Raw genomic sequence first — 25,728 nt, 5'->3', positions numbered from 1 at the left:
ATGGTGGCATTGGCTGCCGGGTCGATCGCCCCTGATCCTGCCCCAGATTGCGTGAGTCCCAACAGGGTTAAACAATCCGTGAGTTCTTCAATGTATTGCCGCAATACCCCCAAGTTGCCATGGATAAATGCAACGGGATTATTGATTTCGTGGGCAATGCCCGCCACCATTTGCCCCAAGCTGGACATCTTTTCCGTTTGAATCAGTTGGGCTTGGGCACTTTTGAGATCCTCAAGGGCCTGGGCTAAATCGGCCGTTCTTGTGGTCACCCGACTTTCTAGGGTTTGATTGGCGGATTCCAGAGCAATCAGGGAATTGCGGAGGTGGTCGGCCATGCGGTTAAAGGCCTGGGCCAGCTCATCCAATTCGCGAATATCAAAGGTTTCCGCTCGGTGATTAAGCTGACCGGCCGCCAACTGGCCGGCCGCTCCGGCCAGAGACTGCACGGGCCGCCCCAAACGACGCGCCATCACCAGGCCCAGAAACACAGCCAGGACGATCACCAAACCGCAGAGCAGGGTTGTGACGCGGCGATTTGCCTCAATTTGCCCCATGAAGGCCGATCGAGGCACAGTGGCCACAATCACCCAATCGAGGCCATCGGAATCCCGCCAAGGGGAAGTCCAGAGGAGATAGGTTTGGTGATCGACCTGGAAGGTTTCTGATAGGGGACTAACCACGGCCCCCAAACCGCCTTTTTGATTCAAATGATCGAAAGCGGCGACCAATCGCAGATCATTGCTGGTGCGGGCAGTGATCCGCTCCAGGGTTGATCCCTGTTCGGACGTTTTGAGCACAAACAGGGGTTGCTCGTTGCTGCTGGCCACCAAGTTTCCGTTGCGCTCCAGAATGGTGATGGTTAATTCTGGGTGAACGTTCAACTCCTTGAGCATGGCGCTGATGCGGGCCAACAACAGGTCAACCCCGATCGCCCCGATCGGTTGGCCACGGCGATCGCGAAAGGGAACGGCGTAGTTAATTGACACAAACTCTGGGGTGCTATCCCAAGCGTAAATGGCACTCCAGCCAGGACGGTTGCGCCGAATTGCCGCCTGATACCAGGGTTCTTTGCGGTGGTCATAGGAATACACCCCCAGCCGTTGCTGGCGACGACCCAGCCGATCGGCCCGATATTCCTCATAGCGCCAACCCAAGGCGGCCGATCGCTCCCCCACAATCAGCCCATCCCGCCCCACCCCGGAGCCTGCAAACTCCCCCGTGGCTAAGCCGAAGTTGATGTAGCTGGCATCGAAGGCCTGGCGTAATTGCCAGCTATATTGCCCCACCTGTTGCAAATTCTGGGGAGAGACCAACTCCGAGTTGAGGGCCATCAGAAACAGCCGGGTGGCCCGCTTGGGTTGCTCAAAGTATTGGGCTAGGCCACCGCGAATCCGTTCCCGGAGTTGCAGGTGCAGGCGATCGGACAGCTCTTGGACCGATTGCTCTCCCGCCCACAGGGACAGGGCCCCGGCCACCACCACCGCCGCACAGGAAAGGCTCACAAACGGAAACGTTAACACCCAAGCCAGCGATCGCCGCTTGGCCCGGGCAGAAATATCGGGAGGGCGAAAATAAGGCTCCATGGAATTGGGGGTTGTGGGGACTTTCGCAATCATTGGCTCAAAGTTGGGTCTAGACGGCGATGCTTCCCCGGCGACAGCGGTTGAATCAAGGGGCAATTTTGCAATTGCTTGAAACGCCTAACGCCAAGCGATCAACAAGCAATCAACAAGCGATCAGCAAGTGATCAACAAGCGATCAGAGGCGTGGCGCTAGACCCCGCTGCCCCGTGGGCCATGCGGGGAGTTGAACTCACGCGCCCGATCGATGGAGGTCAGACGGGTGGGTGAATTCTCTTCGTTATGATTGCCAGAATTACCGATCTATTCAGCGATCGCCCTCCCCTCCGGTCGTGATTCCTTGGTTTTGCGGGGGCGATCGGCTCAAGGTCTTTGGGTGACTGCTTTCTAGCCCCCGCGTGACTGATCCAGATCCCCAAGGCGATCCAGATCACAGTGAGCGAATCGCGGTGGGCAAATCACGGTAGGTAAATTACGGGGGGCAAATTACGGGGGGCGATCGGGTCAACGGTCAAGAACCGATCGCCAACCCAAGGCCATCAACAGGCAGCGCCATCAACAGGCAGACACCAAAACCTAGCCCGGCCAACGTTGGGGCGGTAAAACTGCATCGCGAAATTTCACCGCAAAATTTGATCGCAAAATTTGATCGCGAAATTTCATGATTTGGCAGCAAAATCGGCCGAATACCTGGCTCCTTGGCTGCCGATTGTACTCAGCCGCCCATCCACACCGCTACAACCAGCGAGCTTGGTTCACGCGCCACTGTGCCAAAAGCTGCTGCTCTCGTTCCGACGAAAGACCCGCCTTTAAATCCGCTTGGCGCGATCGATCCCAAGACCACAGATCGCGCACCGTGCCCGCCAGGGGGCGACATTTCAGACCAGCGGCCGCCGCCCGGCGAGTATCCATGCTGGTGAAGCCGCGCATGGGAGCTTCCTTGCTGGGGATCCAAAGGGGCAGCTCTGTCCAGGGCGCAACCCCCGCCTCTAGCAAAAAGTCCTCATGCACCCAATCGATCAGCGCATCGCTGCGGGTGACCCGGGCGCATTCATCCAACACTTTGTCTAGGGTGAGGGATTTTTCGGCAGTGCCAACGTTGTAAACCCCCGATCGCTGGGTTTCGCAGGTTTTGATTAGCCAAGCAGCCAAATCACGGGCATCGATCAGTTGTACCCACTGTTCCGGTGGCGATGGGGCTAACACGTCACCCCCTTGGGCCAGGCGACGCACCCAGTAAGTGAAGCGATCGGTGGGATCATAGGGCCCCACGATCAAGCTGGGGCGAGCAATCAACAACTGATCGCCAAAGGTCTCGGCAAACAGTTGCTCGCAACCCGCTTTCAGGGATCCGTAGTCATCGCCGGTTTCGATCGAGGCTTGGTCATCCAAGAGAGGCGATCTCAGGGGATCGTTTTCCGTGATCCCCGGCAACCCAAAATCTTCGTAAACGGAAATGCTGGATAGGTAGACGTAGTGACCCACCGCATTCTGGAGCCGGGCGGCCGTGTAGCGAGCGGCTCGGGGCACGATCGCGCTGGTGTCGATCGCGCTGTCCCAGGTGCGATCGCTCAGGGCGGCCAAGTCATCCGTGAGCCGATCGCCCACCAGCCGCTCCACTGTTGGGAAGGGTTCCGGGTTGCGCCGCCCCCGAGTCAGGATGGTGACCTCATGGCCGCGAGCCACGGCCGCATCTACCAGATGCCGCCCCAGAAAGGTTGTTCCGCCCAAGATCAAAATTCGCATAGCCGTTGATTGTACTAGACCAACGGCCTGCGTCGCCTATGGAGGGTCATCAACAGCTCTCGGGTCGATCGATCCGGTTGCTCCCGGGCGATCGCTGGGCCGTAGCCCTCAACGGTGTTTTAGATCTCAACAGCCTTATTAGGCCGCCATTTCCTGGGGTTCCGGCTCGGCCTGCGGTTCAATGGCTAAGGTTTGGGGGGGCGGGTTGATGCCGTAGCAGTCTTGGCGAATTGTCCCCGTCAGTTGGCGCACATCGTCGCCGTCTTCCCCCAAGGTGAGCAGCAGATGAGAAGTCAGTTCCAAAGCCGCTTCAAACTCCGGTTGCACCACCTCTTTGGCTCCCAAATTGGTCAGCCGCTCAATTTCCGCACCATCGCGGGCCCGGGCGATCGCATCCAAATCCGGGGCAATCTTCAGGGCATGTTGCAACACCAAGCGGGTACTGGCGGGATCGGGTAACGCAATCGCCAGGGCCTTAGCGCGATCGATCCTGGCTTTTTCTAACACCAACTCCGAATCCGCATCCCCAAATAGGTAAGGAATTTTCGCTTCCCGCAGTTTATTAATGACGGCTTCGCTATTGTCAATCACCAAAACTGGATAGCCTTGATCGCGCAAAACTTTAACGATAGTTTGACCAATTCGCCCATAGCCCGCCACCACCACTTGCCCAGCCAGTTCGTCCGGCATGGAGGTTAATTTTGGCTCCCCCAGACCCGAAAAATACTTGTTAACCCAAGACCAACGTCCCGACACTTCCACGATCCAAGGCGCGGTGGCCAAAGACAGCGGAGTGAGCATTAGGGCGATCGCGGTGGTTCCTAGTAGCAGTAAATACAGCTTTTTATCAATTAAGCCCATGGCCAAACCTTGGGCCGCCAAAATGAAGGAAAATTCTCCAATTTGGTTAATGCCAAATCCGGCAAAAACTGCCGTTTTAAAGGAATAGCCAAATCGCAAAACCACTGGAGTGACGATCGCCGCTTTGCCGATCATCACCAGCACCACCAGTCCCAAAATGGGAAAAATTTCTTCGATCAAAAGGTGGGGATCAATTAACATCCCGATCGAGGCAAAAAAGAGGCTGGCGAAAGTATCCCGCAACGGCAAAATTTTCGAGAGCGCCTGATCGGCCTGGTCGAGTTCGGCAATCGTCACACCCGCCACAAAGGCTCCCATCTCGATCGACAGCCCCAGTTCCGCCGTCACGAAAGCCACACCCAAACACCAGGCGATCGTGGTCAGCAAGAAAATTTCATTACTTTCCGTGGCCGCCACTGCGCTCATTAAGCGCGGCACAACCCACTTACCCGCCAGAATGGCCGCCCCCAAAAAAGCCGAGGCCTTCAGCAAGGCGATCGCCAACGCCTGCCCCAAGTCTTCCGGTTGGGTCAAGGCGGGCAGCACCGCCAACATCAATCCCAAAGCGATGTCCTGAGCAATCAGAATCGCCAGCATCACTTGACCATGGGGGGTGTTGGTTTCGCCCCGATCACTCAAGGTTTTCAGCACCACCGCCGTTGATGACAGGGCCAACACCACCCCCAAAAACACCCCCTCGGGCAAATCCTTCGCCCAGCCGGTGAGCGTGGTGGCCGCCGCCACGATCGCGGTGGTTAAGCCCAGTTGCAGCAGGCTGCCCTCGATCGCAATTTTGCGAACGCGCCCCAATTCTGAGAGAGAAAATTCCATCCCCAACGCAAACAGCAGAAACGCCACCCCAATTTCCGCGAGGGCTTCAGTTTGGGCTGCATCGCTGAGTAATTGCAAGCCGAAGGGACCAATAATGAGACCCGTCACCAAATAGCCCAAAATAACCGGCTGTCGGAGCTTATTGGCGATATATCCGCCAATAGCGGAGGTTCCAAGGACGGTTGCAAAGTCAAGAACAATGCCGTGTTCAATAGCCATCCTGAGCGCGATCCCGGGCTGATTGCGTAAGGTACTGCTCTTACATTAACGGAATTTACGGAAAATGTAAGATTCCTTAACGAAACGGTGAAGTGCTTCAGGCATCACCCATTCAGCACAGAGGGCGATCGGGGATCTCCTCCCGATCGCCCTCATTTGGGTCGCCAATTTGGAACGGGTTTGGGGGCAACGGTTAACCAATTAACCAACGTTCACCCGATCGCCCCACGTTTTTGTGGCCGGTACAGCTATAGCCAATAAACCTTCAGGCAATAAACCTTCAGGCAATACACCTTCAGGCAATACACCTTCAGGCAATACAGCTACAGCAAATACAACAGCGCAAACAACACAATCCACACCACATCCACAAAGTGCCAGTAGAGTTCGGCTGCTTCGATCCCAAACTTACTTTGGTTGCTGTAATGACCTTCACGGCGCGATCGCCACAACACCGCCAAAATCAAAAACAGCCCAAAGCAAACGTGCAGTCCATGGAAACCCGTTAGCACATAGAAAGTGCTCGCAAACAGATTGGTGGTCAGGCTAAATTCCAAGTGAAAATATTCATAGAGCTGCCCCACCAAAAAGATGGCCCCCATGGCGGCTGTGATCCCAAACCATAGGCGCATTCCCTTCACATCATTGGTCCGAATGGCATCATCACCCTTGTGGATCACGAAGCTACTGGAAATCAGAATTAGGGTGTTAATGCCTGGCAACAATAGTTCCAGCTTTGGCGTGCCTTCCGGGGGCCAACTGGGCGCAACCGATCGAAAGGTTAAATAGGCCGCAAACAGGCCCAAAAAGATCATCGCCTCCGCCACCAAAAACAGAGCAATGCCAAACAGCCGCAAATCGGGATGATGTTCCTCGCTGCCATGGCTAGTGCTTTCGAGGGCGATCGACTGTTGAGAATCAACTGCGGAACCTTGCATAGAAACCCAAAAGAAAGAAGGACAATGGAACGGCTATCTTGAAATCCAGATGAAAATCCAAATTCCTAGCGTGTTGAGCCACTCAAAATATCAGAAGCCTTCAGTTGCGAAATTGGCTTGCGGCTTTCACCCCGTTTTGTCACCCCGTAATCATAGGGGCCTGTTTTCAGAACCGGCTGACCCACGAAATTGTGCTCCGGCGGCGGCGAAGAAACCGTCCACTCCAATGTCAAAGCATTCCAAGGATTAGCCGAAGCCTTTTCGCCAGCCACCCAGGAATAAACCGCATTCACCAGGAACGGAATGGTAGACACAGCCAAAATATAGGAACCGATGCTGCAAATTGCATTCACCGTTGAAAATTGCGGATCATATTCCGCCACCCGTCGGGGCATTCCCATCAAGCCCAAGTAATGCATGGGCAAAAAGCAAAGATTGAAACCCACCAGGGTCAAAACAAAATGTACTTTTCCCCAGGGTTCGTTTAACATTCGCCCGGTCATTTTGGGGAACCAGTGGTAAAGCGCCGCATAGAGACCAAATACACTGCCGCCAAACAACACGTAGTGCAGGTGGGCAACGATGAAATAGGTGTCGTGAACGTGAATGTCAAAGGGCACGGAGGCAATCATCACACCGCTGAGACCACCCACCACAAACATCGACACAAACCCGATCGCAAACAGCATGGCGGAATTCAGCCGCAATTTGCCACCCCAAATGGTGGCTACCCAACCAAACACTTTGATGCCGGTGGGCACGGCGATGATCATGGTGGCAATCATGAAAAACATCCGCAACCATGCCGGTGTGCCACTGGTGAACATGTGGTGTGCCCAAACAATCAAGCCCAACAAACTGATGGCAATGCTGGAATAGGCGATCGCTTTGTAACCAAAAATCGGTTTGCGAGCATGGACGGGCAAAATTTCGGAAATGGCTCCAAACAGCGGCAGGATCATGATGTAAACCGCTGGGTGGGAATAGAACCAAAACATGTGCTGATAGACGATCGGGTCGCCGCCCCCAGTGGGGTTAAAAAAGGCCGTTCCCGCCATCAAATCAAAGGACAACAGCACCAATGCGCCAGCCAGCACCGGGGTGGACATCAAAATCAAAATGGAAGCGGCCAACATGGCCCAACAAAACAGCGGCATGTCATTTAACGTCATGCCGGGGATGCGCATTTTGAGGATGGTGGCTGCAAAGTTGATTCCGCCCAAAATGGAGGAGGTTCCCAACAGCAAAATGCTGAGGATCCAAATTAGTTCACCCCATTGGCCACTGACCAAGCTGAGGGGAGGATAGGAAGTCCAACCGGCGGCGGCGGCTCCGGTGGGCACAAAAAAGCTGGCAATCAGCAGCAGCCCGGCCGGCGGAATCATCCAGAAGGCGATCGCGTTGAGCCGAGGAAAGGCCATATCCTTGGCCCCAATCATCAGGGGAATGAGATAGTTGCCAAAGCCTGCTCCGGCCGGCACAATCCACAGAAAAATCATCACCGTTGCATGGATGGTGAAGAGTTGGTTGTAGAGTTCGCGGCTCACGAAATCCACTTCCGGAGTAGCCAACTCCACGCGCACAGCGGTGGCCAAGGCTCCACCAATCAGGAAGAAGAAAAAGCTGGTGACAAGGTATTGAATGCCGATGACTTTGTGATCGACGCTGAAGCTAAAAAACCGTTGCCAGGGTTCGGGATCGGGTTCGATCGCGCCGGGCGTTCTGAGTTCTGCTGGAGCCATAGCAACGACAAGAGACAACAAGAAACAACAAAAACCGAAAAGTTGGATGTCAATTCAGCCCAGCCCGGATGCTGAGGCCAAGGGTGACCGCTGGTTACAGCGCAGCGGGGGCCAATTGGGCGATCGAACGGGTCTCGATCCCCAGCCGATCGCTGTAAACCTGTAAATATTCCGAATCCGTCAAATTTTGAGGATTTTGCGCCAGGGTTACCGCTGATCCTTGGCCCGTTTCCGTGGTTTCCGCCTCGGGCATCACGCTCGCCACCCAGGCTTCATACTCTTCTGGCGTTTGCACCAGTACTTCGGTGCGCATTGCCCCATGGAAGGAACCGCAAAGCTCGGCGCAAACGATCGGGTAGCGGCCTGGCTGGGTTGCCCGGAAGCGTAATTGTGTGGGGCGACCGGGGATCGCATCCTGCTTAATCCGAAACTGCGGAATCCAGAAGGCGTGCAACACATCCATGGCGGAAATGTTGAGCTGCACATCCTGACCCACGGGCACATGCAGCTCCCCTGCCATCACGTTCAAGTCAGGGTAGTTAAAAATCCAGGCGTATTGCAGCCCCTGCACATTGACCTGCAAGTCGGGGGCTTGGCCTTGGGAGCCGGGAGCTGCCCCCAGCCCTAGAGCCACTTCCGTACCATTCATGGCCGGGGCCTCATCCAGCGTGGCGGCGATCGCGGTGTGGTGGCCGTGGTGGTGGGCCATGCCCATCCCGGCTCCACTGGCCATCGGATCCAAGCCCCCCATGGAGTTATACACATCAAAGCTAAAGACCGAGATGCCCAAACAGATCACGGCGGGGATCGCGGTCCAAAGGATCTCTAGGGGAATGTTGCCCCGGATGGGCGGGCCGTCGGTGTCATCGCCGGGCTTGCGCCGAAAGCGCAGGATTGCATAAATCAAGCATCCTTGCACCAGCAGAAAAAGGCCCGTGGCAATGGTCAACATGGCCCCAAACAGGCGATCGACCTCGGGCGACACGTCCGTAGCCGACACCGGCAGCAGGAAATGATAGTTTTGCCCAACCCAAAGGCTGATTAGCGTTAAGCCAATGCCCATCAGCAGGGTCAGGATCGTACTAGGAACATTCATGGTGGTGCGTCACGCAAGACTGCAAAGGCAAAGGGCAAAGGGCAACAGGCGATCGGGACAGGTCTGCTCCTCCGTTGGGGGCCAACGGCCAAGCGATGGCGGCGGCCAACGAAGGGGAAAGGAGCGGGGGCAGCGGCCCATTGCGCTTGCCACTGCGTTACTGCCTTCAAAGGTAGACGTTTTTTTCAGGGAGCTGATTTGGTTTGTCAATATTTTTAAATATCTTTAGGATTCTCTTTGCCGTTAACAACCTTTAGGAAATCTTTGGGTTTCCTGGAGTCTGGCGATGATGATTTTCAGCGATTCTGGCCGTGATTTGTCATCAACAATTAACATGCTCTAGATTGTGCGAACTCATCGGTTGCCAAAAATCTTGAAATCTTGGGGCGATCGCCCATTGATACATCAATACCTAGGGATTATTTGAGGATTGGGCTGAAAATTACCCTAGGGGGACGAAGGGTGACAGTCCTGGAAAAGCTGTTATTTACAATATAAACTAAATCAAAAATCGTTTGATATGTAACGCTTTCTTGGGGACAAATTTTGATCAAATGGTCAGTTCTTGATGAGCTTACCGTTAGTTGACGGCGAATTTTAGGTCGAATCGGCTAATTGTTGTACATTGCAACGTGTTGCAATCTTTGACATGACATTTCCGCAATTTTCGGAACTGAGTTATGGTGGCGATGCACCTCATTGCTGCTTTTTAGACTCAAGATTTTCTTAAGAATTCCTATGGCGGAAACCGTGTTTCATCAGGCGGGGCATTCTTCCGAATCGGTGAAGACCTCGATCGCGATCGCCGAGGTCAATTCATCTTTGGGAAGCGATCGAGTGCGGTGGTTGGCTAAGCGGCTGGCGGTGGCGGCCTGGTTGCTGATGGCGATCGGCTCGGCCACCCGCGTGGCTAATGCGGGTCTCGCCTGTCCCGATTGGCCCCTCTGCTATGGCCAGGCGGTTCCCTGGGCCCAAATGAATTGGCAGGTGTTTTTGGAATGGTTCCACCGACTGGATGCAGCAGTGGTGGCCTTTGGGGCCCTGGGCTTGGCGGGCACGGCAGTCCGGTTTCGGCGGGAACTGCCCGGTTGGGTGGTTCCGGCAACGGTGGCGGCCCTGGCCCTGGTGGTGTTGCAAGCGGGGCTGGGGGCCCTGACGGTGACGGAGTTGCTGCGGTTTGACGTGGTGACGGCGCACTTGGGGACGGCCTTGGCATTTTTGGCCCTGTTGGTGGCGATCGCGGCGGGCCTGACTCCCCAACAGGCTTCGGGCACGGCGGCCGGCTTGGCGGGTTGGGCCCTGCTGGCGGCAATCGCGATCGATGTCCAAAGCCTGATCGGTGGCATTGTCGGATCGCGCTGGGCGGTACACCAATGCCTGGAGGGCGATCAGCTCTGCGGCGTTCTCCACACCCACTTTTGGGGCATTGTGCCCGCCGTCTTGACCATTGGCATTTTGCTGATCATGGCTTGGCGCACCCCGGCTTTGAATCCGCGCCTCCGTTCCCTCCGGAGCCTGATCGCCCTGTTGTTGGTGGCGCAATTGGCCATTGGTTACAGCACCTATCACTTTCAATTGCGGGTGGCAGGGCTAACGGTGCTGCATGAGGCGATCGCGGCGGCCCTGTTGGCTTCGCTGGTGGCCTTCACGGTTTGGGCCGGGCGCGATCGGTTGCGGGAGTCGCCCGATGGTCTGACAGCCTAAACAGCTCAGGCCTCGCCCAGAATTCCCCAAGAATTTCCAAGAACTCCCCAAAAACTCCCAAGAACTCGCTGGTTGTTGATGTTGCCGGAATAGCTGCTATGCAAGAAATTGTGCAAAACCTGTCGAACATGACCGAGGAAGCGGCTGCGTCGCCCTGGCAGCGAGCCGGGTCGATCGTTCGGAGCTATATTCAGCTCACCAAGCCCCGGATCATTGTGTTGCTGCTGATTTCCACCGCAGCGGCCATGGCCCTGGCTGGCGGGGGTGATGTGGATCCGGTGCTGTTTTTGGCAACCCTGGCCGGTGGGGCCTTGGCTGCCGGTTCCGCTAATGCGATCAACTGCTTTTACGATCGCGACATTGATTCGATCATGGTGCGCACCCAAAAGCGCCCAATTCCCTCCGGGCAAATTCGCCCCCGCGATGCTCTGATATTCGCGATCGTCCTGGGCGTTGCGTCCTTTGGGCTGCTGACCTGGATGGCCAATCTGCTGGCGGCTCTGTTGGCGATGGCGGGAATTGGCTGCTATGTGGTGGTCTATACCCACTGGCTGAAACGCCACAGTCCCCACAACATCGTGATTGGCGGCGCGGCGGGGGCCATTCCGCCCCTGGTGGGTTGGGCCGCCGTGACGGGCACGCTGGATTGGCCCGCCTGGGCACTGTTTTGGATTATTTTCCTCTGGACTCCGCCGCACTTCTGGGCGCTGGCTTTGATGATTCGGGATGACTACGCCAGCGTAGGTGTGCCCATGCTGCCGGTGGTGAGTGGCGACGAGGCCACGGCTAAGCAAATTCTGGGTTACTCGATCGCCCTGGTTCCTTTGACCTTGGCGCTGGCTTGGCCCTTGGGCGAAACCGGTTGGCTCTACGGAGCGATCGCCCTGATTTTGGGGAGCATTTTGGTGCAAAAGTCCTGGCAACTGCTGGCTCTACCGAGCGATCGCGCCGTCGCACGGGATCTGTTCAAATACTCGATCGGCTACCTGATGCTGCTCTGTGCCGGAGCCGTTTTGGCTGGGTTACCGGTCACCCACAGCCTGCAACTGGCTTTGTTTGACCAAGTGCAATCGCTCTGGCTGGCGATCGCCGCCTAGTGACCCAAGGCCCCAATGGTCTCGCTAGATCTAGCGAGACCCAACGAGGCCTAGAAGTTAGGCCCAGAAGTTAGGCCTAGAAGTCAAAGTAAATAAACGGTACGCCCTCGGGCCCCAAAATCCAGACCAGATAAAGGCAGATGGGGACGAGGGCGATTTTTACCGGCTGTGTGAGCTGCAACCGCAGGCCCCGTTGACCAAACCAAGCCACCACCATCAGCAGCGCGATCGCCCCCAAGGCCGCGCCCAACCGCCAAGGATCCAACCCCAACGCTTCGTCATAAACCTTTTCTAGAAAAGCCCCATCGCTCGATCGGCCCCAAAGGTGTTGAAACACCAAGCTCGACTGGCTCCAGTCCGGCAACCGAATCAGCACCCAGCTCAAAAACACCATCAGTTGCGTCAGACCCCAAGCCAGAGCCACCCCCGCCGGATGGGCCCACAGGGCCGCCAGGGGACTGAAACGGTGGGAAGCCGCATCCACCAACCGATGCACCGCCAAAGCCAGCCCATGGGCCCCACCCCACAGCACATAGCCCCAGTTGTCCCCATGCCACAGGCCACCCAACAACATCACGATCATCAGGTTGATGCAGGTGCGAACCAGGCCTTGGCGGGAACCCCCCAAAGGAATGTAGAGATAATTTCGGAGCCAGTCACCGAGGGTGATGTGCCAGCGTCGCCAAAAGTCCGCAATGCTGGTGCTGAGGTAGGGAAAATCAAAATTTTGGGGCAGTTGAATCCCGAGCAACATCGCACTGCCTCGGGCGATGTCCACATAGCCGCTGAAGTCCAGATAGAGCTGGAAACCATAGGCCCCGATCGCCAACCACAAGTCCCCGCTGCCCGCCCGCTCCAGGGTTCCGGGGCTGAAGATCGTGCGGACCCATAGGCCCAAGGAATCGGCAATCAGTCCCTTTTTGATGGCACCGCAGGCAATCAGCCACAGACCTTCGGTGATTTGTTCAGCCCGGGGATTGCGCGGCTGGTCTAACTCTTCCAGTTGGCTTGCCAAGCCGTGATAGCGGACGATCGGCCCGGAAATGAGCTTTGGGAAAAAGAGCTTATAGGTACAAAATTTCAGCCAATTGTGGGCCGGAGGCGCACCGCGATAGACATCCACAAGATAAGCAATACATTCAAAGCAAAAAAAGCTGATGCCGAGGGGCGCTTCGATTCGATCGACCCAATTAGCCGCATCCAACAGGGGCGGATTCTGGAACGCCCAGCCCAGGGAGTTGAGGGCAAAGGGCACATATTTAAACCCAAACAACAACAGCAAATTGAGGCCAATGCCCACCCATAGCAGGCGTTTTCGCTGTCGCTGTCGGGCTTCCGGGTTGGGCCCGCCCACGTAATGTCGAATCGATCGCCGATCGGTCCGCAACATCCAGCCCAAGCTGTAGTTCAGGGCCGTGCCCACCAACAACAGAGGAACGTAGAGGGGTTGCCGCAGCCCATAAAAAATCAGACTGGCAACCAACAGCAAGCCCCATCGCCCCGATCGCCAGGGCAGCAGCCAAAACAGGCCCACCGTTGAAATCAGCAGCCAACCATAGACTTGCGACAGAAATGTCATGAGATCCCCCCTGTTGCTTCCCCCGAATGATAGGGCTGGCCGTTGCCCAGAAATCCAAATCGACGATGCAGGGACGATCGCCCCTAACGGATGGATTGCACCGTCAGCACTTGGGGCGGTGTGGCATCGGGCGGATAGAGAAAATTCACCTGCACCACCCGCTTGGAACCGGGTCGTAGGTTCAAGGTGGCGAGGGGTTGCCCCTGTTCACCCCGATGTTGCACCACATGGATGAAGCGATCGATCGGATTGCCCAAATCATCTTGGTACTGCAACCGAATGGGCCCCCGGAAAAAGACCCGCTCTTCGGGCGGCTCCAAAAATCGTAGTTGATCGCTCGGCCCGTCTTCCTTCAAAGGAGTTTGAAACAAAATCGCCACCTGTTGCGGGCTGCCGGTGCGATTGGTTAAGGGCAAGGTCAAGCTATATTGCACCCCGTAATTACCGTGGGCCAGATAGGCCGTGTCGGGATAGCGAGCCACCATGGGCGCACTTTGAACCTGGCGCGTGCCCAATGTTCCTCGGGGCAAGGTGGCGATCGGGTAGGAAATGGCCCCGCCATCGGTAGGCACTCGCAACTCATTCACCCCCGGATCCGTGAGGGTGGCCTCCCAGCGCGACCCTTTGGCCACGCCGGCCACTCGGCCATAGAAGAATCGAGCACTGGTTTCCGCCAAGCTCAAGGAGGTGGGAGCCACATCACGCGGGCCCGAAAGACCGCTGCGCACCAGCAGGTATTGCCACTCCCGCAGGCTGGGAATTTGTTCGCGGCCGTCGGGGGTTTTGGGCGAGAACATGGCCAAACTGGCCAGATAGACCGGCCCATTGGACTCGGCCCGAATCAGGGTCGATCGAGTATTGGAGGAGGGGGTGATTTTGCCCACTGGAATCGGGGAATTCACCACCATTTCTGCTTCCCGAGGCCCTAACCGCAGATTCGATCGCAGCAGGCCCCGCCGCCGACCGCGCAACACATCCCCCACCACGCGGCTGCCAGAGCCAGAATAGATTGCCCCGATCGGGTCTTCCAGATAGGCCGGCAAGGGTTTAAAGGGCGCTTCAAACCGGCTGATATAGCTCGCGGATTCGCGAATGTTCACCTCAACGGTGCGCGGCCCCGGGTTATAGACCATCACGCCCTGAAACAGCGTGCGCCCTTCCTGATAGGCCGCCGCCCGGGAAATGTGATGCGAAAAAATATCAAACCGCCCCTGAAAGGCATAGTTTAGGTGCGCAGAAGGCACGGCCATGCCGTTGGCCGGAAAAGTGGACAGCAAAATCCCTTCCGTCAGCACCACTTCGGGGCTGTTGCTGTTAAAAACCGGCACGTTGTCCAGCCGCCCGGGGAGCGATCGCACCTGATGGCGCTGGGTAATCTCTCGCCGCCGCACGGGCTGCGGAGCCAAAATTTCATCTTCTGCGGCCTCCCGGTTCCCTGGGGAATCGGGTTCGGCCTGTTCGATCGGGGGCAGTTGAGCGACGGGCCCCACCTGGAGCGGAAACAAGCCAAGGAGCAGAGAGAGCATGGACTCGAAGGCAAATACTAGGAATGGAGTGGTGCGGGCATGACCTGAGGCACAGACGGCCATTAGCCGCTGTTTCGGCCCAGAAAAACAGAGCAAAACGCTGATGGATCCAATTCCATGCACCGGCCGGCCGACGGAGGATTAACTGGCAAAGGGCGATTTTTAAGCCGTTGACCAGTATGCCTGGATCGGGGTTGCTTGAGGGGGTCAGCGATCGAGAAACCCGGGGTGAAAGGGGCTGAAACCTCAGTGAACCACAGAAGACGGCGGAGACCGTTGGAGAATTGTGGACTGCCGGCGTTTTCTGTTGATCGAAATCCTGAGAGAAACGCCCCAAACTTTAACATTTTCTATTGGGGGGTGAATGCCCCCGGACGGATCTCCAGAAACCTGATCCCGCGCCCAGGATGCCAACAACCGCCTGTTTGCAAGTTTTGAGCCTGTTGGCCACCGCCAGCCAACGGCGCGATCGGGCCCCTTGAACCGCTGGCTCCCCAGAGACCTTCCGTAATCCATCTGTTAGCCTTACGGTATCGCAACGGCCAAGGCGGCTCAACCCGTTACTAGCTGTGCTTTGAAGCCTGATGGAATGGTGCTGGTGGCCCCAATTGGCCCCCAGTGGGTTTCGCCCATGGGGGCCCAGCGATCGCCGCGATCGGCCAACCGTCCCCCAATCCCCAAACTTGGGGCGGGGCCAAGGGTAACAGCCCGATCGTGGTGGCCCTTCCATCCCTTCAGGTGCATTCCACTGGAGCATCACAATCCATGACAATCGCAATTTGGCAAATCGTTTCTATGCCCCCAGCCCTTGCTTTGCCCGGGGCTGCGGCCCTTTATTCGGCCCAAGTGCCCCCAATTCCGGGCACGAGTCCGGATGTGGCCCCCTTCTTGAATGGCCTGGTGCGGGGGCTGGTGGCCCTGTTGGTGGGCTGGCTGTTGGCTATTTTGGTGGCCAGTGTGGTGCGCCACCTCCTCAGCCGATTGGATGTGGGGCGGCGGCTGTCGGGTTGGCTGTCGGGTCAGTCGGCTAACGATGCCACCCTTGTCCCGATCGAAAACTGGGCCGGGGCGATCGCCTTTTGGACGATCATGCTCTTTGCCATTTTGGTTTTCCTGGATGCGGTCGGTCTGCAGGCGGCTTCAACTCCCCTTCAGCGCTTTTTAGGGGAAATTCTGGGCTATGCCCCGCGTATCTTTAGCGCCCTAATTCTCACGGCGCTGGCTTGGCTTGTGGCCACGGTAGTGAAACTGCTGCTCACCCGAGGGCTACAGCGCTTTTCCCTAGACGATCGCTTGGCGAGTCAAATGGGCGGCAGCAGTCCGATTCTGCTGAACGAAACCCTCGGCAATATCCTCTACTGGCTGATTCTGCTGCTGTTCCTGCCTTTTGTGCTGGATGCCTTGGCCTTGCAAGGGCCGCTGGAGCCAATTCAAGGGGCCGTGGCTCAGGTGCTAGAAGCGCTGCCACGAATCTTTAAGGCGGTGCTGGTGGGGGCGATCGGTTGGTTCATTGCTCGACTGGTGCGGGTGGTGTTGACCAACTTCCTGGGATCGGCAGGGGTCGATCGCCTCGGTTACCGCATTGGCCTCAGCGGATTGGCAGGAACCCAAAGTCTGTCTTGGATTGCGGGAACCATTGCCTACACGGTGATTTTGATCGTCACGGCCATTTCGGTTTTGCAAGAGCTGCAAATCCAGGCCATTTCGGAACCCGCCGTGGCCATGCTGAATGAAATTCTGCTGGCAATTCCGTACATTCTGCGGGCCGTGATCATTCTGGCGATCGCCTATGCGATCGGGCGGTTTGTGGCCAGTTTGGTCAGCAATTTCCTGAGTGGTGTGGGCTTCAACAACATGCCCCTCGCCTTAGGGCTGCCCATGACCGTGGGGGCCAAGTCTCCTTCGGATATTGCCGGGATCATCACCCTGGTGGGCATCATGCTGTTTGCCGCGATCGCCGCGATCGACAGCCTGAAAGTGCCGGAACTGACAGCCCTTGTTGCGGGGCTAACCACCATCCTCGGTCAAGTGCTCGTCGGAGCCTTGATTTTTGCCGTGGGCCTGTATCTGGCTAACTTGGCTTACCGAGTGATTGCCATGCCCGGCTCTCGCCAAGCCACCCTGCTGGCTCAAGTGGCCCGGTTGGCGATCATTGTGTTGGTGGGGGCCATGGCGCTGCAACAGATGGGAATTGCCCCGGATATTGTGAACCTGGCCTTTGGTTTGATCTTGGGCGCAGTGGCCGTGGCCAGCGCGATCGCCTTCGGTTTGGGCGGCCGTGATGTGGCCAGCGAGCAACTCCGCGAATGGATCAATAACCTCAAGCGCTAACCTCAAGCGCTAACCTTTGGTGTGATTAGTGCGATTTCCAGCGCGATCGTCAGCGCCAAAGGTTGTTAGCCAATTCCCAATGTGCTGATCCTGGCGTTGGGAAATGACCAAAAACAAAGACAAGGGGTTTAAACCCCTTGTCCCACCCGGCAAAACTAGGACAGAAATGCTTGGTGCATTCTTGCGGTTAGTCTTCAGAAACCCGAAACCCTAGCCTAAAAACCTAAAGATAAAAACCCTAAAGATAAAAGTCAGGCTTCGGTAAGCGCTCATTCAAAACCCAATCGCCAAGGGCTTTGATCTTGTAATCAATCGGATCATGAAGCGTGAAGGTTCGGAGGTTACGCCAGAACTGATCAAACCCGTAGCATCGACTGCTCGATCGCGCACCCATCGCCTCAAAAATTCCACTCGTCACATCCAATCCAACCTGGTGGGTAACCACCTTAGCCGAGGCAATTGCCAGGGCGCACTCAGCTCGCTCCTCCGATGACAGGGCCCAACTGCGATCCCAAGCGTTTTGCAAGCGCTCAGCCGCCCGGTCACAAAGCGCCGTAGCCGCCTCCAACCCAGCCCACCATTGACCATATCGTTGAAGGATATAGGGATCGTCGCCAGCGGTGGGCACTCCGGCAGTGGGCCAAGGACGAGTGCAATGGCGAGTGTAAAGCTTGGCGCTATCTAACGCCCCCAGTGCAATTCCTAAGTAAATATTGGCTAAGTTGAGTTGTGTCAAACAGGCCCGAATGGTTCGGAATGGCTGATTGACTTGAGTTTGGTCTTCCAAAATTTCTTCCGGCTTCACCAAAACATTGTTAAAAACAACGCTGCCGCTATCGGTCTGACGTTGCCCAATATTGTCCCAATTATTTTGCAGCTCAATTCCAGCACGTCTCGTAGGCAAAATGGCAATGACCTGCTTGCCGGATGCTTCTTCAGTGGCCATGGTCGGCAAAATATCCGAGTCTTTGGCTCCTGAACAAAATGTTTTAAATCCATTCAGGCGATAGATCCCACCCTCTCGACTTAACTTGAGATTGTGGTCTAGGGGATTGAGCGCATTACACCAAAACCAATTCTGTTGAATAGTTTCTTGATAGTAATAATCTCGCTGCTGAACAGTTCCAAATAGGTAAGGAATGATCACTCCCAAGTTGTGGTAGGAGTAAATATGGGCGATCGAGCTATCTACCTTGGCAAATTCGCGACTAATTCGCATTGCCAGAATCCAACTTTCTCCCCAGCCACCGGCAGAGCTGGGAATGATTAGCTTCAAGAGTCCGCTGTGACGTAGGCAATTGCGCTCAAGCAGGGGAGTCACGCCGGCTGCGTCTCGCTCAATTACCGTTGTCGAAAAATCTTCTGCTAAAGATCGAGCAACTGCCAACGGGTCAAGCCGGTTTTGCTCAGTCCAATCGCTAACCAAAACACTAGATCTTTCAGGTCTTAAGTTCGTCATAATGTCCTTGGCGATCGGGAAATCGGTCATCAACTGCAATTTATTCAGCAAGCCAACTCAAGTAGCTCTGAGATTTGGGTTTAACGATTTGCCAACTGTAGCTCCCTAGAAAAGTTGAGTGCATCTAGAATTTCGATCTTCCAACGCTGAAATTCTAGGCTCGTGCGCGATCGAGGACGTGGTAAATCGATGGTGAACTCTCGATAAACCCGTCCAGGACATTGCAAAACAATCACTCGATCGCTGAGTAGCACCGCCTCTTCAACATCGTGGGTTACGAGTAACAAAGTTGGGCGATTCTCTTGCCACAGATCCAGCAAATGATCTTGTTGCTTGAGGCGAGTAAACGCATCCAAGGCGCTAAATGGTTCATCCAGCAAAAGAATCGATGGACGAGTCACTAAAGCACGGGCGATCGCCACACGCTGCGCCATCCCACCTGATAACTGTCGAGGAAGTGCATCCGCAAACTGGCATAAACCAACCCGTGCAATGGCATCAGTGGTCAGCTCATCACGAACTGGGGGCGGTAATTTTGACAAGCCAAAGGCAATATTTTGACGAACTGTCAACCAAGGCATTAAGCGCGGTTCCTGAAAGATCGTGCTCACCTTGGGATGTGGTTTTCGGATCACTTCATCATCAATCAGAACTTGCCCCAGACTCGGATGCTCTAGACCGGCAATAATTCGCAGCAGAGTACTTTTGCCACAGCCGCTAGCACCGACTAATCCAACAATTTCACCCGGTTCTAGCGTCAAGTCAATTCTGTCAATGGCAATGTAACCATTTCTGAACTGTTTTCCAACTCCATCAATTTTTAGCATGTTCAATAGCCCTCACTCACGGCGAGTCATATTCAGGTTCATCAATCCAACTGAGGCTCAAATTCATTCAAATTCTGGGAATCCCAAATTTCAAAAATTCCGCATCATAGTTTGACAATGCTTCATGCTTTCGTTCTTGGACAATGCTCTAAACAGATTGCTCACTCGATCCATAAACATCCTGCCAATACAAGAGACGCTTACCAAAAATCAGAAGAATCAAATCCGTGGTCTTCCCAATGATTGCGAATAGCAAAATGCTGCCCAAAATAATTGAAGGTCTCCCGGTGGCCTGTCCATCAACCAACAAAAACCCTAAACCTTGGCTGGCACCCATAATTTCAGCAGCAACCACAAACATCCATCCCAATCCCAGTCCACTTCGTAACCCAACTAAATAAGCTGGTAGCGTGGCTGGGATAAAAACTCGCACAATAGATTCCCAATCGCTTAATCGATATACCTTGCCAACCTCAACCAGCTTGCGATCGACCTCTCGAACTCCCGTCATCAGATTTAGATAAACTGGAAAAAAAACTCCCACTGCAATCAGGGCTATTTTTGAAGGCTCCTGAATACCTAGCCAAAGAATAAATAAAGGAACCCAAGCCAGGGATGGAATACTCCGCAGTGCCTGCAACAGGGGATCGCACAATTGATGAAAAACTCGAAAGTACCCTGTCAGAGCACCAATAATGGTTGCGAGACCACCACCAATCAAAAACCCCAAAAGCACCCTGTAAAGCGTGATGCCAATATGCCCAAAAAGTTGACCATCAACTGTCAGTTGCCAAAGTGTTAGCAAAACAACTGATGGCGCAGGCATCAAGTTTTCTGGAAAGATGCTGAGTCGCGAAAGAACTTCCCAAGTCAGCAGTAGAGCTACTGGCAAAATTCCTCCTTGGAAGATGGATGAATCCCGCCAGCGAATTTTCTGATTGGGCCGCAGTCGTCTAATCTCAGATTGCCTTTTGATGGTGGTGGTCACTGTTCTGACAAGCCTCAACTAGGTTCATATTTCCGGATTTGCCTGACCAGTCTGATTCTAGAGTTGACTTGCTTTCAGCCGTCAATTGACTACTCATGACTACTCATGATTACTCAATAGCTTAGTCAAGCCAACTCTCGGAATCAGTCAATTATTTTTTGACAATCTGATCAATGTACTGGGGATCGATGAGACTATCTACAACCTGATTGACGTTGATCGACTCTGAAATAATGCCACTTTTCTTGAGGACGCTCCCCGCTGCCACAATGGCATTCTTCTGTTGCCCGCCAATGGCTGAATTTGAAAGATCAGTTCGCTCCAGTTGCTTGGCCGCCACGGCAGGACTCAGCTTGGATTCCTTGACAAGAACTGCTTTTAATTCTTCCGGATTTTCCTGTGCCCATTGCCGTCCTTGTTCGTAGATTCGAAGCACACGTTCAACTAATTGTGGATAACGTTGTGCAAATTCCTCCCGAACATTCAGTACGCCATAGCTATTGAATTCAGGATTGCGGGAAAACAAACGAGCGCCACTTTCCAATTCAGCTTTTGCCATATGCGGGTCTAGGCCGGCCCAAGCATCAACGTCACCCTTTTCAAGGGCAGCACGACCATCTGCGTGTTGCAGCGGGATAATTGTCACGTCTTTATCACTCAGTCCCACTTGATCCAGGGAGCGCAGCAGGAAAATGAAGGCATCAGTGCCCCGGGTTGCAGCAACTTTCTTGCCTTTGAGATCCGAAACACTTTTAATTGATGACTCGCCCTTGGTGACCAAGGCCACCCATTCGGGTTTGGAATAGGTATAGATTGACTTGATGGGATTACCATTCGCTTTCCCAATCAGGGCGGAAGCTCCAGCCGTTGAGCCAAAGTCTAAGCTACGAGCATTCAAGAACTCCAAGGCTTTGTTACTACCCTGACTTAAAACCCATTCAACTTGGATTTTATCTTTTGCAAATTCCGACTCAACCCAGCCCTTTTCTTTCAGAACAAGGCTCACAGGATTGTAATAGGCGTAATCTAATCGAATGGATTTGGGCAAGTCTGCTTTGGTTGCATTGCTGCATCCCACGGAAACGATGAAAACCAGGGCAAGACTTAGCAACCATTTAGGAAGCTTGAAGGTTTTGGCAATGAAACGAACAACTGTACTTTGACTGCTCATGCTTAGCTCCTGGTCAGATGGAGGACTTGACGGATTGACAGTGTTGGTTAAACGGCGATGACGATTTCTTGCTGGAATTCCTAGCGCTTGCCAGCGGATGAACTAAACCGGTACTGATTGGGGAGAGGGCAAACGATCGCGCAAGCTCTGGGCTGAGGCATCGCCAAAGGGGCCAAACATCAGGGGATTGACTAGATGTTGGGTGGATTGTTGTTCAACGGGAGCCAGGGGGAGTCGAGGCAGTAACAACTCCGCTGTGCGATAGGCTTCTTCCAAGTGGGGGTAGCCCGAGAGAATGAAGGAATCAATGCCCAAGTCCGCGTATTCCCGTAGGCGTTCGGCAACTGTTTCGGGATCGCCAACCAACGCTGTTCCGGCTCCTCCGCGCACCAGGCCAACACCCGCCCAAAGGTTGGGAGAGATTTCCAGGGACTCTCGACTGCCGCGATTGAAATGGGTCATGCGACGCTGGCCTTCAGAATCCATGCGAGCAAAATCCGCCTGTGCGCGAGCCACTGCTGACTCGTCCACGTAACGCAGTAGGTCTTCTGCGGCTGCCCAGGCTTCGGATGTTGTTTCTCGCACCACCACATGCAGCCGAATTCCAAATCGTACCGATCGCCCTTGGGATTCGGCCTGTTGTCGAACATCAGCAATTTTTTGAGCGACGGCGGCTGGCGGTTCGCCCCAAGTCAGATAGGTATCGGCGTGTTTGGCTGCGACCCGGTGCGCGGCAGTTGATGAGCCGCCAAACCATAGGGGCGGATAAGGTTTTTGCAGTGGTGGGAAAACTTGCTGTCCACCGCGCACATCAATGTGGTTACCGGTAAAGTTCACGGTTTCCTGAAGCAGCAGCTTGCGCCAAACTGTCAAAAACTCGTCAGTGAGGGCGTAGCGATCGTCGTGGGCTAAGTGCAGGCCATCGCCTGCTAATTCCACAGGGTCGCCACCGGTAACAACATTGATCAGCAGTCGGCCCCCAGAGAGGCGATCGAACGTGGCGGCCATGCGTGCTGCCACACCCGGCAGCGTGAGTCCGGGTCGCACGGCTACCAAAAATTTCATCCTCTGCGTTACGGCAATGAGTGCCGAGGCAACAACCCATGCGTCTTCGCAGGCCCGCCCTGTGGGCAATAGTGCTCCCGAAAACGGTAGGGCATCGATCGCCTGAGCAAGCTGTTTGAGATAGGCGAAATCTGAAGGACGACCGCCAATATTCGTCCCCAAGTAGCGTCCATCACCATAGGTTGGAATAAACCAAAGGACATTCACAGTTGGCTACTCACGTTCAATCAAAAGGTGGGGATGAGGCCGGAGCGCAAACGCTTTTGAAGTTCAAAAGCGTGCATCTCGTGGCTGGTTTAATTGGCGGCTCCAGGTGAATGGGGCTGACCGATATGGCTGGCTCATATGCTTGGTCTATGCCTATGAATTGAAGCCATGTTTTATAAAATACGATATTCAGATCGGAATACCGTATTTTTCTCGAAAGAATATTACACAGATCTCAAGAATTATGCAAGTTCAGTTTTGAATATTTCCTTCAGTCGATCGAACAAGCGTCGAGTGAAGGCCTGAAAAATCAGAACTTTATTCTCGATGTCAAATTGCTGTGTGTCTTGCTCCGTAAGGCTTTTGCGAATGTATTTAAACTAAAAATCTCTCGTGCTTTGTATTTTTCTGAAGTGGGCTAGGTGCTTTCACGTTTCGATCGGCACAGTAGCTAATGCATCACTCGCTTTAGATTAATTGCCTGTTTTTGTCTAGTATTTCAAGCTACAAAAATAATCTTTCTGCCGATACAGCCTTGATCTAAAATAATTGGCACGCCATATGGCAGATGCCATGAAGCAACGATTCGGTGGGCATTGCTCACCCACGGGCTAACCCGCTAACCTTTAGTGCGATTAGTGTGATTTCCAGCGCGATCGCCAACGCCAAAGGTTGTTAGCCAATTCCTAATGTGCTGATCCTGGCGTTGGGAAACGATCAAAAACAAAGACAAGGGGTTTAAACCCCTTGTCTGGATCCCTGAACTAAGCCTCTGGTCTGCTGCCTGGGTCTCTTCTCAATGCTTGAGAAAATCAGTGCTTGAGAAAACCCTTGAAGAAGACCTGTTAGAAAAGCTGCTAAAAAAAGTTGCTAAAAGAAGCTGCGGTTGCGTTGCAATTGCTGGGGAAACGGCAAATTTTGGGACTCATGAAAATCCGTTTGTACCTTAGCCGTTAACCGGCGAGACACCTGGCGGACAATTTGCCCCAGCAGTCGATCGCCCGTTCTTTGAATCAATCCTTGGGGCAAAACCCGAATAAAGCGCGGAAACCACACATCCACATTCAAATCCAGCGTCCAAGTGACGTGGGTACTCACGGGTTGCTCGGCCGCTTCGTCGGGATTGTCCACCGCCACCAGTTTCATGGCGGCCTGGAAGTCTACGGCGTAGCCCGGTGGGTCATAGTCGGGCACGGGTACGGTGCGGATGCCATAAACGCCCTGTTCCGGCGGCAGGAGTTCGAGGCCCACTTTCGGTTCCACGTAATAGTCAAATGCGCCAAAGTGTCCGATCGTGATGGCATAGCTGTTTTGGTCGATCGGGTTGACCTGCATTGGATGAGCACAGCGGTGAAACCACTCCTGATGTCCATCGAGGTAGTTGGCAAAGGTTTCCGGGGCGGCGGCGATTTCCATGTAGTCCTCAAAGCGGTTATAGAACCGCATGGGCCCATCGCTGTCATCCTCGGCATCGGAGTCCGGTTGGGCGTTTTGAGCACCCTTCTGCGCGTCATTCTGGAAACCGTCCCGATCGCTACTTTGAACGGTCTGCTGTGGGTTGTGAATATTGATTGACGGGTCTTGCGCCTTAAGGGCCGCATCGTCCGATCGCCCCTCGTTGGGATCGGATTCCGGTGACCAGTCAGGGGTAGAACGCATAGCCATGCAACATCAACACCTTGGAGACTATAGCCTGCTCGATCGCCCAACGTCCTGGCCTAGGGAACCAATTTGCCCCAGGTGGCTGGGCCCACCACCCCATCGGCTGTCAACCCTTGGGCTTTTTGATAGGCCAGCACTGCGCTAACCGTTGCGTCGCTGTATAACCCCGTGGGCGGAATATTCAATCGGAATTGTAAATAGCGCACCGCCGGGCCATAGCCGTGATTGGGTCGCAACACAACGCGATCGACCGTGATCGACGTGATCGCTTCCCACATGGCGCGATTGCTGGCTTCCGTTTCCGCAGGCGAAATGGCAAAGATGGTTTTGAGGCGTTGTTTCGCCTGGTTGGTTTGGGGCCCTAGCTTGCCGTCGGCGGCCAAGGGCTGGCCCGTGGGTGTGGCGTAAACCTGCAACCGGTTAAGGGCCTGCTGCAATTTCACAATTTCTGGGTCGCTGGCGGTCGGGGGCGGCGTGGTGGCCGTTTGGCCGCCGGTCACGCCCGCCACGATCGCCCGCGCCATTTGGTCTGGGTCAAACCGCTTCATATCATCGGCGGAATCCACAAAGCAGCATTCCACCAAAATGCTGGGCATATCCGTATGGGCTAGCACGTAGAAGTTGCCCTCTTTGATGCCACGGTTGACATAGCCCAGTTTCAGAATTTCCGTGAGCACGGGTTGGGCAAATTTCTTCCCAGAATTGCTGGCATACCAAACTTCAGAACCGCTGGTGCGGCCGTTGTAGCTGTTGAAGTGGATGGAGACAAATAAATCCACATTGTTGGCATTGGCGGTGGAACAACGCTTGGAAAGCGAGTCCATGACGCTGGAGGCGCTTTTGGGGGTGCAGTTCACCACCTGATGACCCAAGGCTTGCAGTTGACTGATCACCCTTGTGCCGACGGCGATCGTGAGGTCATCTTCTTTTTTGATGCCCACTGCGCCAGTGTCGGGGGCCGCGTTGTGGCCCATGTCAATCCCATATTTCATTGAATCCAGTCTCCTCGGGTCTCTCAGGCTGCTAATCAGTCTAGCCGTTGCATTGAGGGAGCGGCGACTGGGCGATCGCCCCTAGGCAGTTGTCTGGCGGGGGGCGA

General features: G+C 54.8%; 18 protein-coding genes and 1 pseudogene. 3 read left to right on the top strand and 16 right to left on the bottom strand.

The genetic code is table 11. From position 1 onward, the window contains the following. Positions 1 to 329: 329 nt before the first annotated feature. The 6 genes and pseudogenes from ACZA91_RS01750 to ACZA91_RS01725 all read right to left on the bottom strand — a co-directional run. Positions 330 to 1,331 (bottom strand): annotated as a pseudogene (locus tag ACZA91_RS01750) (PDC sensor domain-containing protein); the annotation flags it as partial. A gap of 984 nt (positions 1,332 to 2,315) precedes the next feature. After that, positions 2,316 to 3,326 (bottom strand): NAD-dependent epimerase/dehydratase family protein, encoded by a 1,011-nt coding sequence (locus tag ACZA91_RS01745; RefSeq protein WP_463184394.1) that lies wholly within the window; start codon positions 3,324 to 3,326, stop codon positions 2,316 to 2,318. A 138-nt stretch (positions 3,327 to 3,464) separates the two neighbouring features. Further along, complete coding sequence (locus ACZA91_RS01740) at positions 3,465 to 5,237, bottom strand: cation:proton antiporter (protein WP_463184392.1); 1,773 nt, start codon at positions 5,235 to 5,237, stop codon at positions 3,465 to 3,467. A gap of 323 nt (positions 5,238 to 5,560) precedes the next feature. Then, complete coding sequence (locus ACZA91_RS01735) at positions 5,561 to 6,175, bottom strand: cytochrome c oxidase subunit 3 (protein WP_463184390.1); 615 nt, start codon at positions 6,173 to 6,175, stop codon at positions 5,561 to 5,563. Between the two features lie 65 nt (positions 6,176 to 6,240). Beyond that, the gene (ctaD, locus tag ACZA91_RS01730; RefSeq protein ID WP_190527866.1) at positions 6,241 to 7,917 is read right to left on the bottom strand and encodes a cytochrome c oxidase subunit I; all 1,677 of its coding nucleotides are present in this window, start codon (positions 7,915 to 7,917) and stop codon (positions 6,241 to 6,243) included. Positions 7,918 to 8,011: 94 nt separating this feature from the next. Further along, entirely contained in the window at positions 8,012 to 9,013 is a 1,002-nt protein-coding gene (locus ACZA91_RS01725) for a cytochrome c oxidase subunit II (RefSeq protein ID WP_190527864.1), read from the bottom strand. 738 nt (positions 9,014 to 9,751) lie between these two features. Here ACZA91_RS01725 and ACZA91_RS01720 point away from each other — a divergent pair. Both ACZA91_RS01720 and ACZA91_RS01715 read left to right on the top strand, forming a co-directional pair. Next, complete coding sequence (locus ACZA91_RS01720) at positions 9,752 to 10,717, top strand: COX15/CtaA family protein (protein WP_190531681.1); 966 nt, start codon at positions 9,752 to 9,754, stop codon at positions 10,715 to 10,717. Positions 10,718 to 10,815: 98 nt separating this feature from the next. Then, positions 10,816 to 11,814, top strand: a complete 999-nt coding sequence (locus ACZA91_RS01715) for a heme o synthase (RefSeq protein WP_099532844.1) — start codon at positions 10,816 to 10,818, stop codon at positions 11,812 to 11,814. A gap of 76 nt (positions 11,815 to 11,890) precedes the next feature. Here the strand turns inward: ACZA91_RS01715 and ACZA91_RS01710 are convergent, their stop codons facing one another. The 3 genes from ACZA91_RS01710 to ACZA91_RS01700 all read right to left on the bottom strand — a co-directional run bounded on the left by ACZA91_RS01710 (position 11,891) and on the right by ACZA91_RS01700 (position 15,663). Further along, positions 11,891 to 13,393 (bottom strand): MBOAT family O-acyltransferase, encoded by a 1,503-nt coding sequence (locus ACZA91_RS01710; protein ID WP_463184388.1) that lies wholly within the window; start codon positions 13,391 to 13,393, stop codon positions 11,891 to 11,893. A gap of 83 nt (positions 13,394 to 13,476) precedes the next feature. After that, complete coding sequence (locus tag ACZA91_RS01705) at positions 13,477 to 14,919, bottom strand: DUF3370 domain-containing protein (RefSeq protein ID WP_099532843.1); 1,443 nt, start codon at positions 14,917 to 14,919, stop codon at positions 13,477 to 13,479. Between the two features lie 552 nt (positions 14,920 to 15,471). Next, positions 15,472 to 15,663 carry a hypothetical protein gene (locus ACZA91_RS01700; protein ID WP_463184387.1) on the bottom strand — a complete coding sequence of 64 codons (192 nt, stop codon included), beginning with the start codon at positions 15,661 to 15,663 and terminating at the stop codon, positions 15,472 to 15,474. A gap of 21 nt (positions 15,664 to 15,684) precedes the next feature. Here ACZA91_RS01700 and ACZA91_RS01695 point away from each other — a divergent pair, with 21 nt between their 5' ends. Then, the gene (locus ACZA91_RS01695) at positions 15,685 to 17,250 is read left to right on the top strand and encodes a mechanosensitive ion channel (protein ID WP_463184385.1); all 1,566 of its coding nucleotides are present in this window, start codon (positions 15,685 to 15,687) and stop codon (positions 17,248 to 17,250) included. Positions 17,251 to 17,488: 238 nt separating this feature from the next. Here the strand turns inward: ACZA91_RS01695 and ACZA91_RS01690 are convergent, their stop codons facing one another. The 7 genes from ACZA91_RS01690 to ACZA91_RS01660 form a co-directional block, all read right to left on the bottom strand. Then, complete coding sequence (locus ACZA91_RS01690) at positions 17,489 to 18,709, bottom strand: acyl-CoA dehydrogenase family protein (protein WP_190527855.1); 1,221 nt, start codon at positions 18,707 to 18,709, stop codon at positions 17,489 to 17,491. A gap of 80 nt (positions 18,710 to 18,789) precedes the next feature. Next, a complete protein-coding gene (locus ACZA91_RS01685; protein ID WP_190353790.1) occupies positions 18,790 to 19,536 on the bottom strand; it encodes an ABC transporter ATP-binding protein in 747 nt (248 codons plus the stop codon). A gap of 148 nt (positions 19,537 to 19,684) precedes the next feature. Continuing rightward, positions 19,685 to 20,524: an ABC transporter permease gene (locus ACZA91_RS01680; RefSeq protein ID WP_199858116.1), complete on the bottom strand. Its 840-nt coding sequence runs from the start codon at positions 20,522 to 20,524 to the stop codon at positions 19,685 to 19,687. A 151-nt stretch (positions 20,525 to 20,675) separates the two neighbouring features. Next, positions 20,676 to 21,695, bottom strand: a complete 1,020-nt coding sequence (locus ACZA91_RS01675; RefSeq protein WP_190527853.1) for an aliphatic sulfonate ABC transporter substrate-binding protein — start codon at positions 21,693 to 21,695, stop codon at positions 20,676 to 20,678. A gap of 102 nt (positions 21,696 to 21,797) precedes the next feature. Next, entirely contained in the window at positions 21,798 to 22,967 is a 1,170-nt protein-coding gene (gene ssuD / locus ACZA91_RS01670) for an FMNH2-dependent alkanesulfonate monooxygenase (RefSeq protein WP_463184382.1), read from the bottom strand. 870 nt (positions 22,968 to 23,837) lie between these two features. Further along, the gene (locus ACZA91_RS01665) at positions 23,838 to 24,626 is read right to left on the bottom strand and encodes a DUF1997 domain-containing protein (protein ID WP_463184380.1); all 789 of its coding nucleotides are present in this window, start codon (positions 24,624 to 24,626) and stop codon (positions 23,838 to 23,840) included. A 59-nt stretch (positions 24,627 to 24,685) separates the two neighbouring features. Next, positions 24,686 to 25,621: an N-acetylmuramoyl-L-alanine amidase gene (locus ACZA91_RS01660; protein WP_463184379.1), complete on the bottom strand. Its 936-nt coding sequence runs from the start codon at positions 25,619 to 25,621 to the stop codon at positions 24,686 to 24,688. Positions 25,622 to 25,728 lie beyond the last annotated feature (107 nt).

Source organism: Limnothrix sp. CMB-01 (assembly GCF_055193175.1).
Note: the sequence above shows the minus strand (reverse complement) of the source record. Positions and strands in the feature narration are given on the sequence as shown.

Coding starts and splice junctions, on each gene's coding strand:
- ACZA91_RS01700 (WP_463184387.1), bottom strand. CDS start 15,663: ATGCACCTGAAGGGATGGAAGGGCCACCACGATCGGGCTGTTACCCTT.
- ACZA91_RS01690 (WP_190527855.1), bottom strand. CDS start 18,709: ATGACGAACTTAAGACCTGAAAGATCTAGTGTTTTGGTTAGCGATTGG.
- ACZA91_RS01665 (WP_463184380.1), bottom strand. CDS start 24,626: ATGCGTTCTACCCCTGACTGGTCACCGGAATCCGATCCCAACGAGGGG.
- ACZA91_RS01745 (WP_463184394.1), bottom strand. CDS start 3,326: ATGCGAATTTTGATCTTGGGCGGAACAACCTTTCTGGGGCGGCATCTG.
- ACZA91_RS01735 (WP_463184390.1), bottom strand. CDS start 6,175: ATGCAAGGTTCCGCAGTTGATTCTCAACAGTCGATCGCCCTCGAAAGC.
- ctaD (WP_190527866.1), bottom strand. CDS start 7,917: ATGGCTCCAGCAGAACTCAGAACGCCCGGCGCGATCGAACCCGATCCC.
- ACZA91_RS01660 (WP_463184379.1), bottom strand. CDS start 25,621: ATGAAATATGGGATTGACATGGGCCACAACGCGGCCCCCGACACTGGC.
- ACZA91_RS01715 (WP_099532844.1), top strand. CDS start 10,816: ATGCAAGAAATTGTGCAAAACCTGTCGAACATGACCGAGGAAGCGGCT.
- ACZA91_RS01695 (WP_463184385.1), top strand. CDS start 15,685: ATGACAATCGCAATTTGGCAAATCGTTTCTATGCCCCCAGCCCTTGCT.
- ACZA91_RS01705 (WP_099532843.1), bottom strand. CDS start 14,919: ATGCTCTCTCTGCTCCTTGGCTTGTTTCCGCTCCAGGTGGGGCCCGTC.
- ACZA91_RS01740 (WP_463184392.1), bottom strand. CDS start 5,237: ATGGCTATTGAACACGGCATTGTTCTTGACTTTGCAACCGTCCTTGGA.
- ACZA91_RS01710 (WP_463184388.1), bottom strand. CDS start 13,393: ATGACATTTCTGTCGCAAGTCTATGGTTGGCTGCTGATTTCAACGGTG.
- ACZA91_RS01720 (WP_190531681.1), top strand. CDS start 9,752: ATGGCGGAAACCGTGTTTCATCAGGCGGGGCATTCTTCCGAATCGGTG.
- ACZA91_RS01685 (WP_190353790.1), bottom strand. CDS start 19,536: ATGCTAAAAATTGATGGAGTTGGAAAACAGTTCAGAAATGGTTACATT.
- ACZA91_RS01675 (WP_190527853.1), bottom strand. CDS start 21,695: ATGAGCAGTCAAAGTACAGTTGTTCGTTTCATTGCCAAAACCTTCAAG.
- ACZA91_RS01725 (WP_190527864.1), bottom strand. CDS start 9,013: ATGAATGTTCCTAGTACGATCCTGACCCTGCTGATGGGCATTGGCTTA.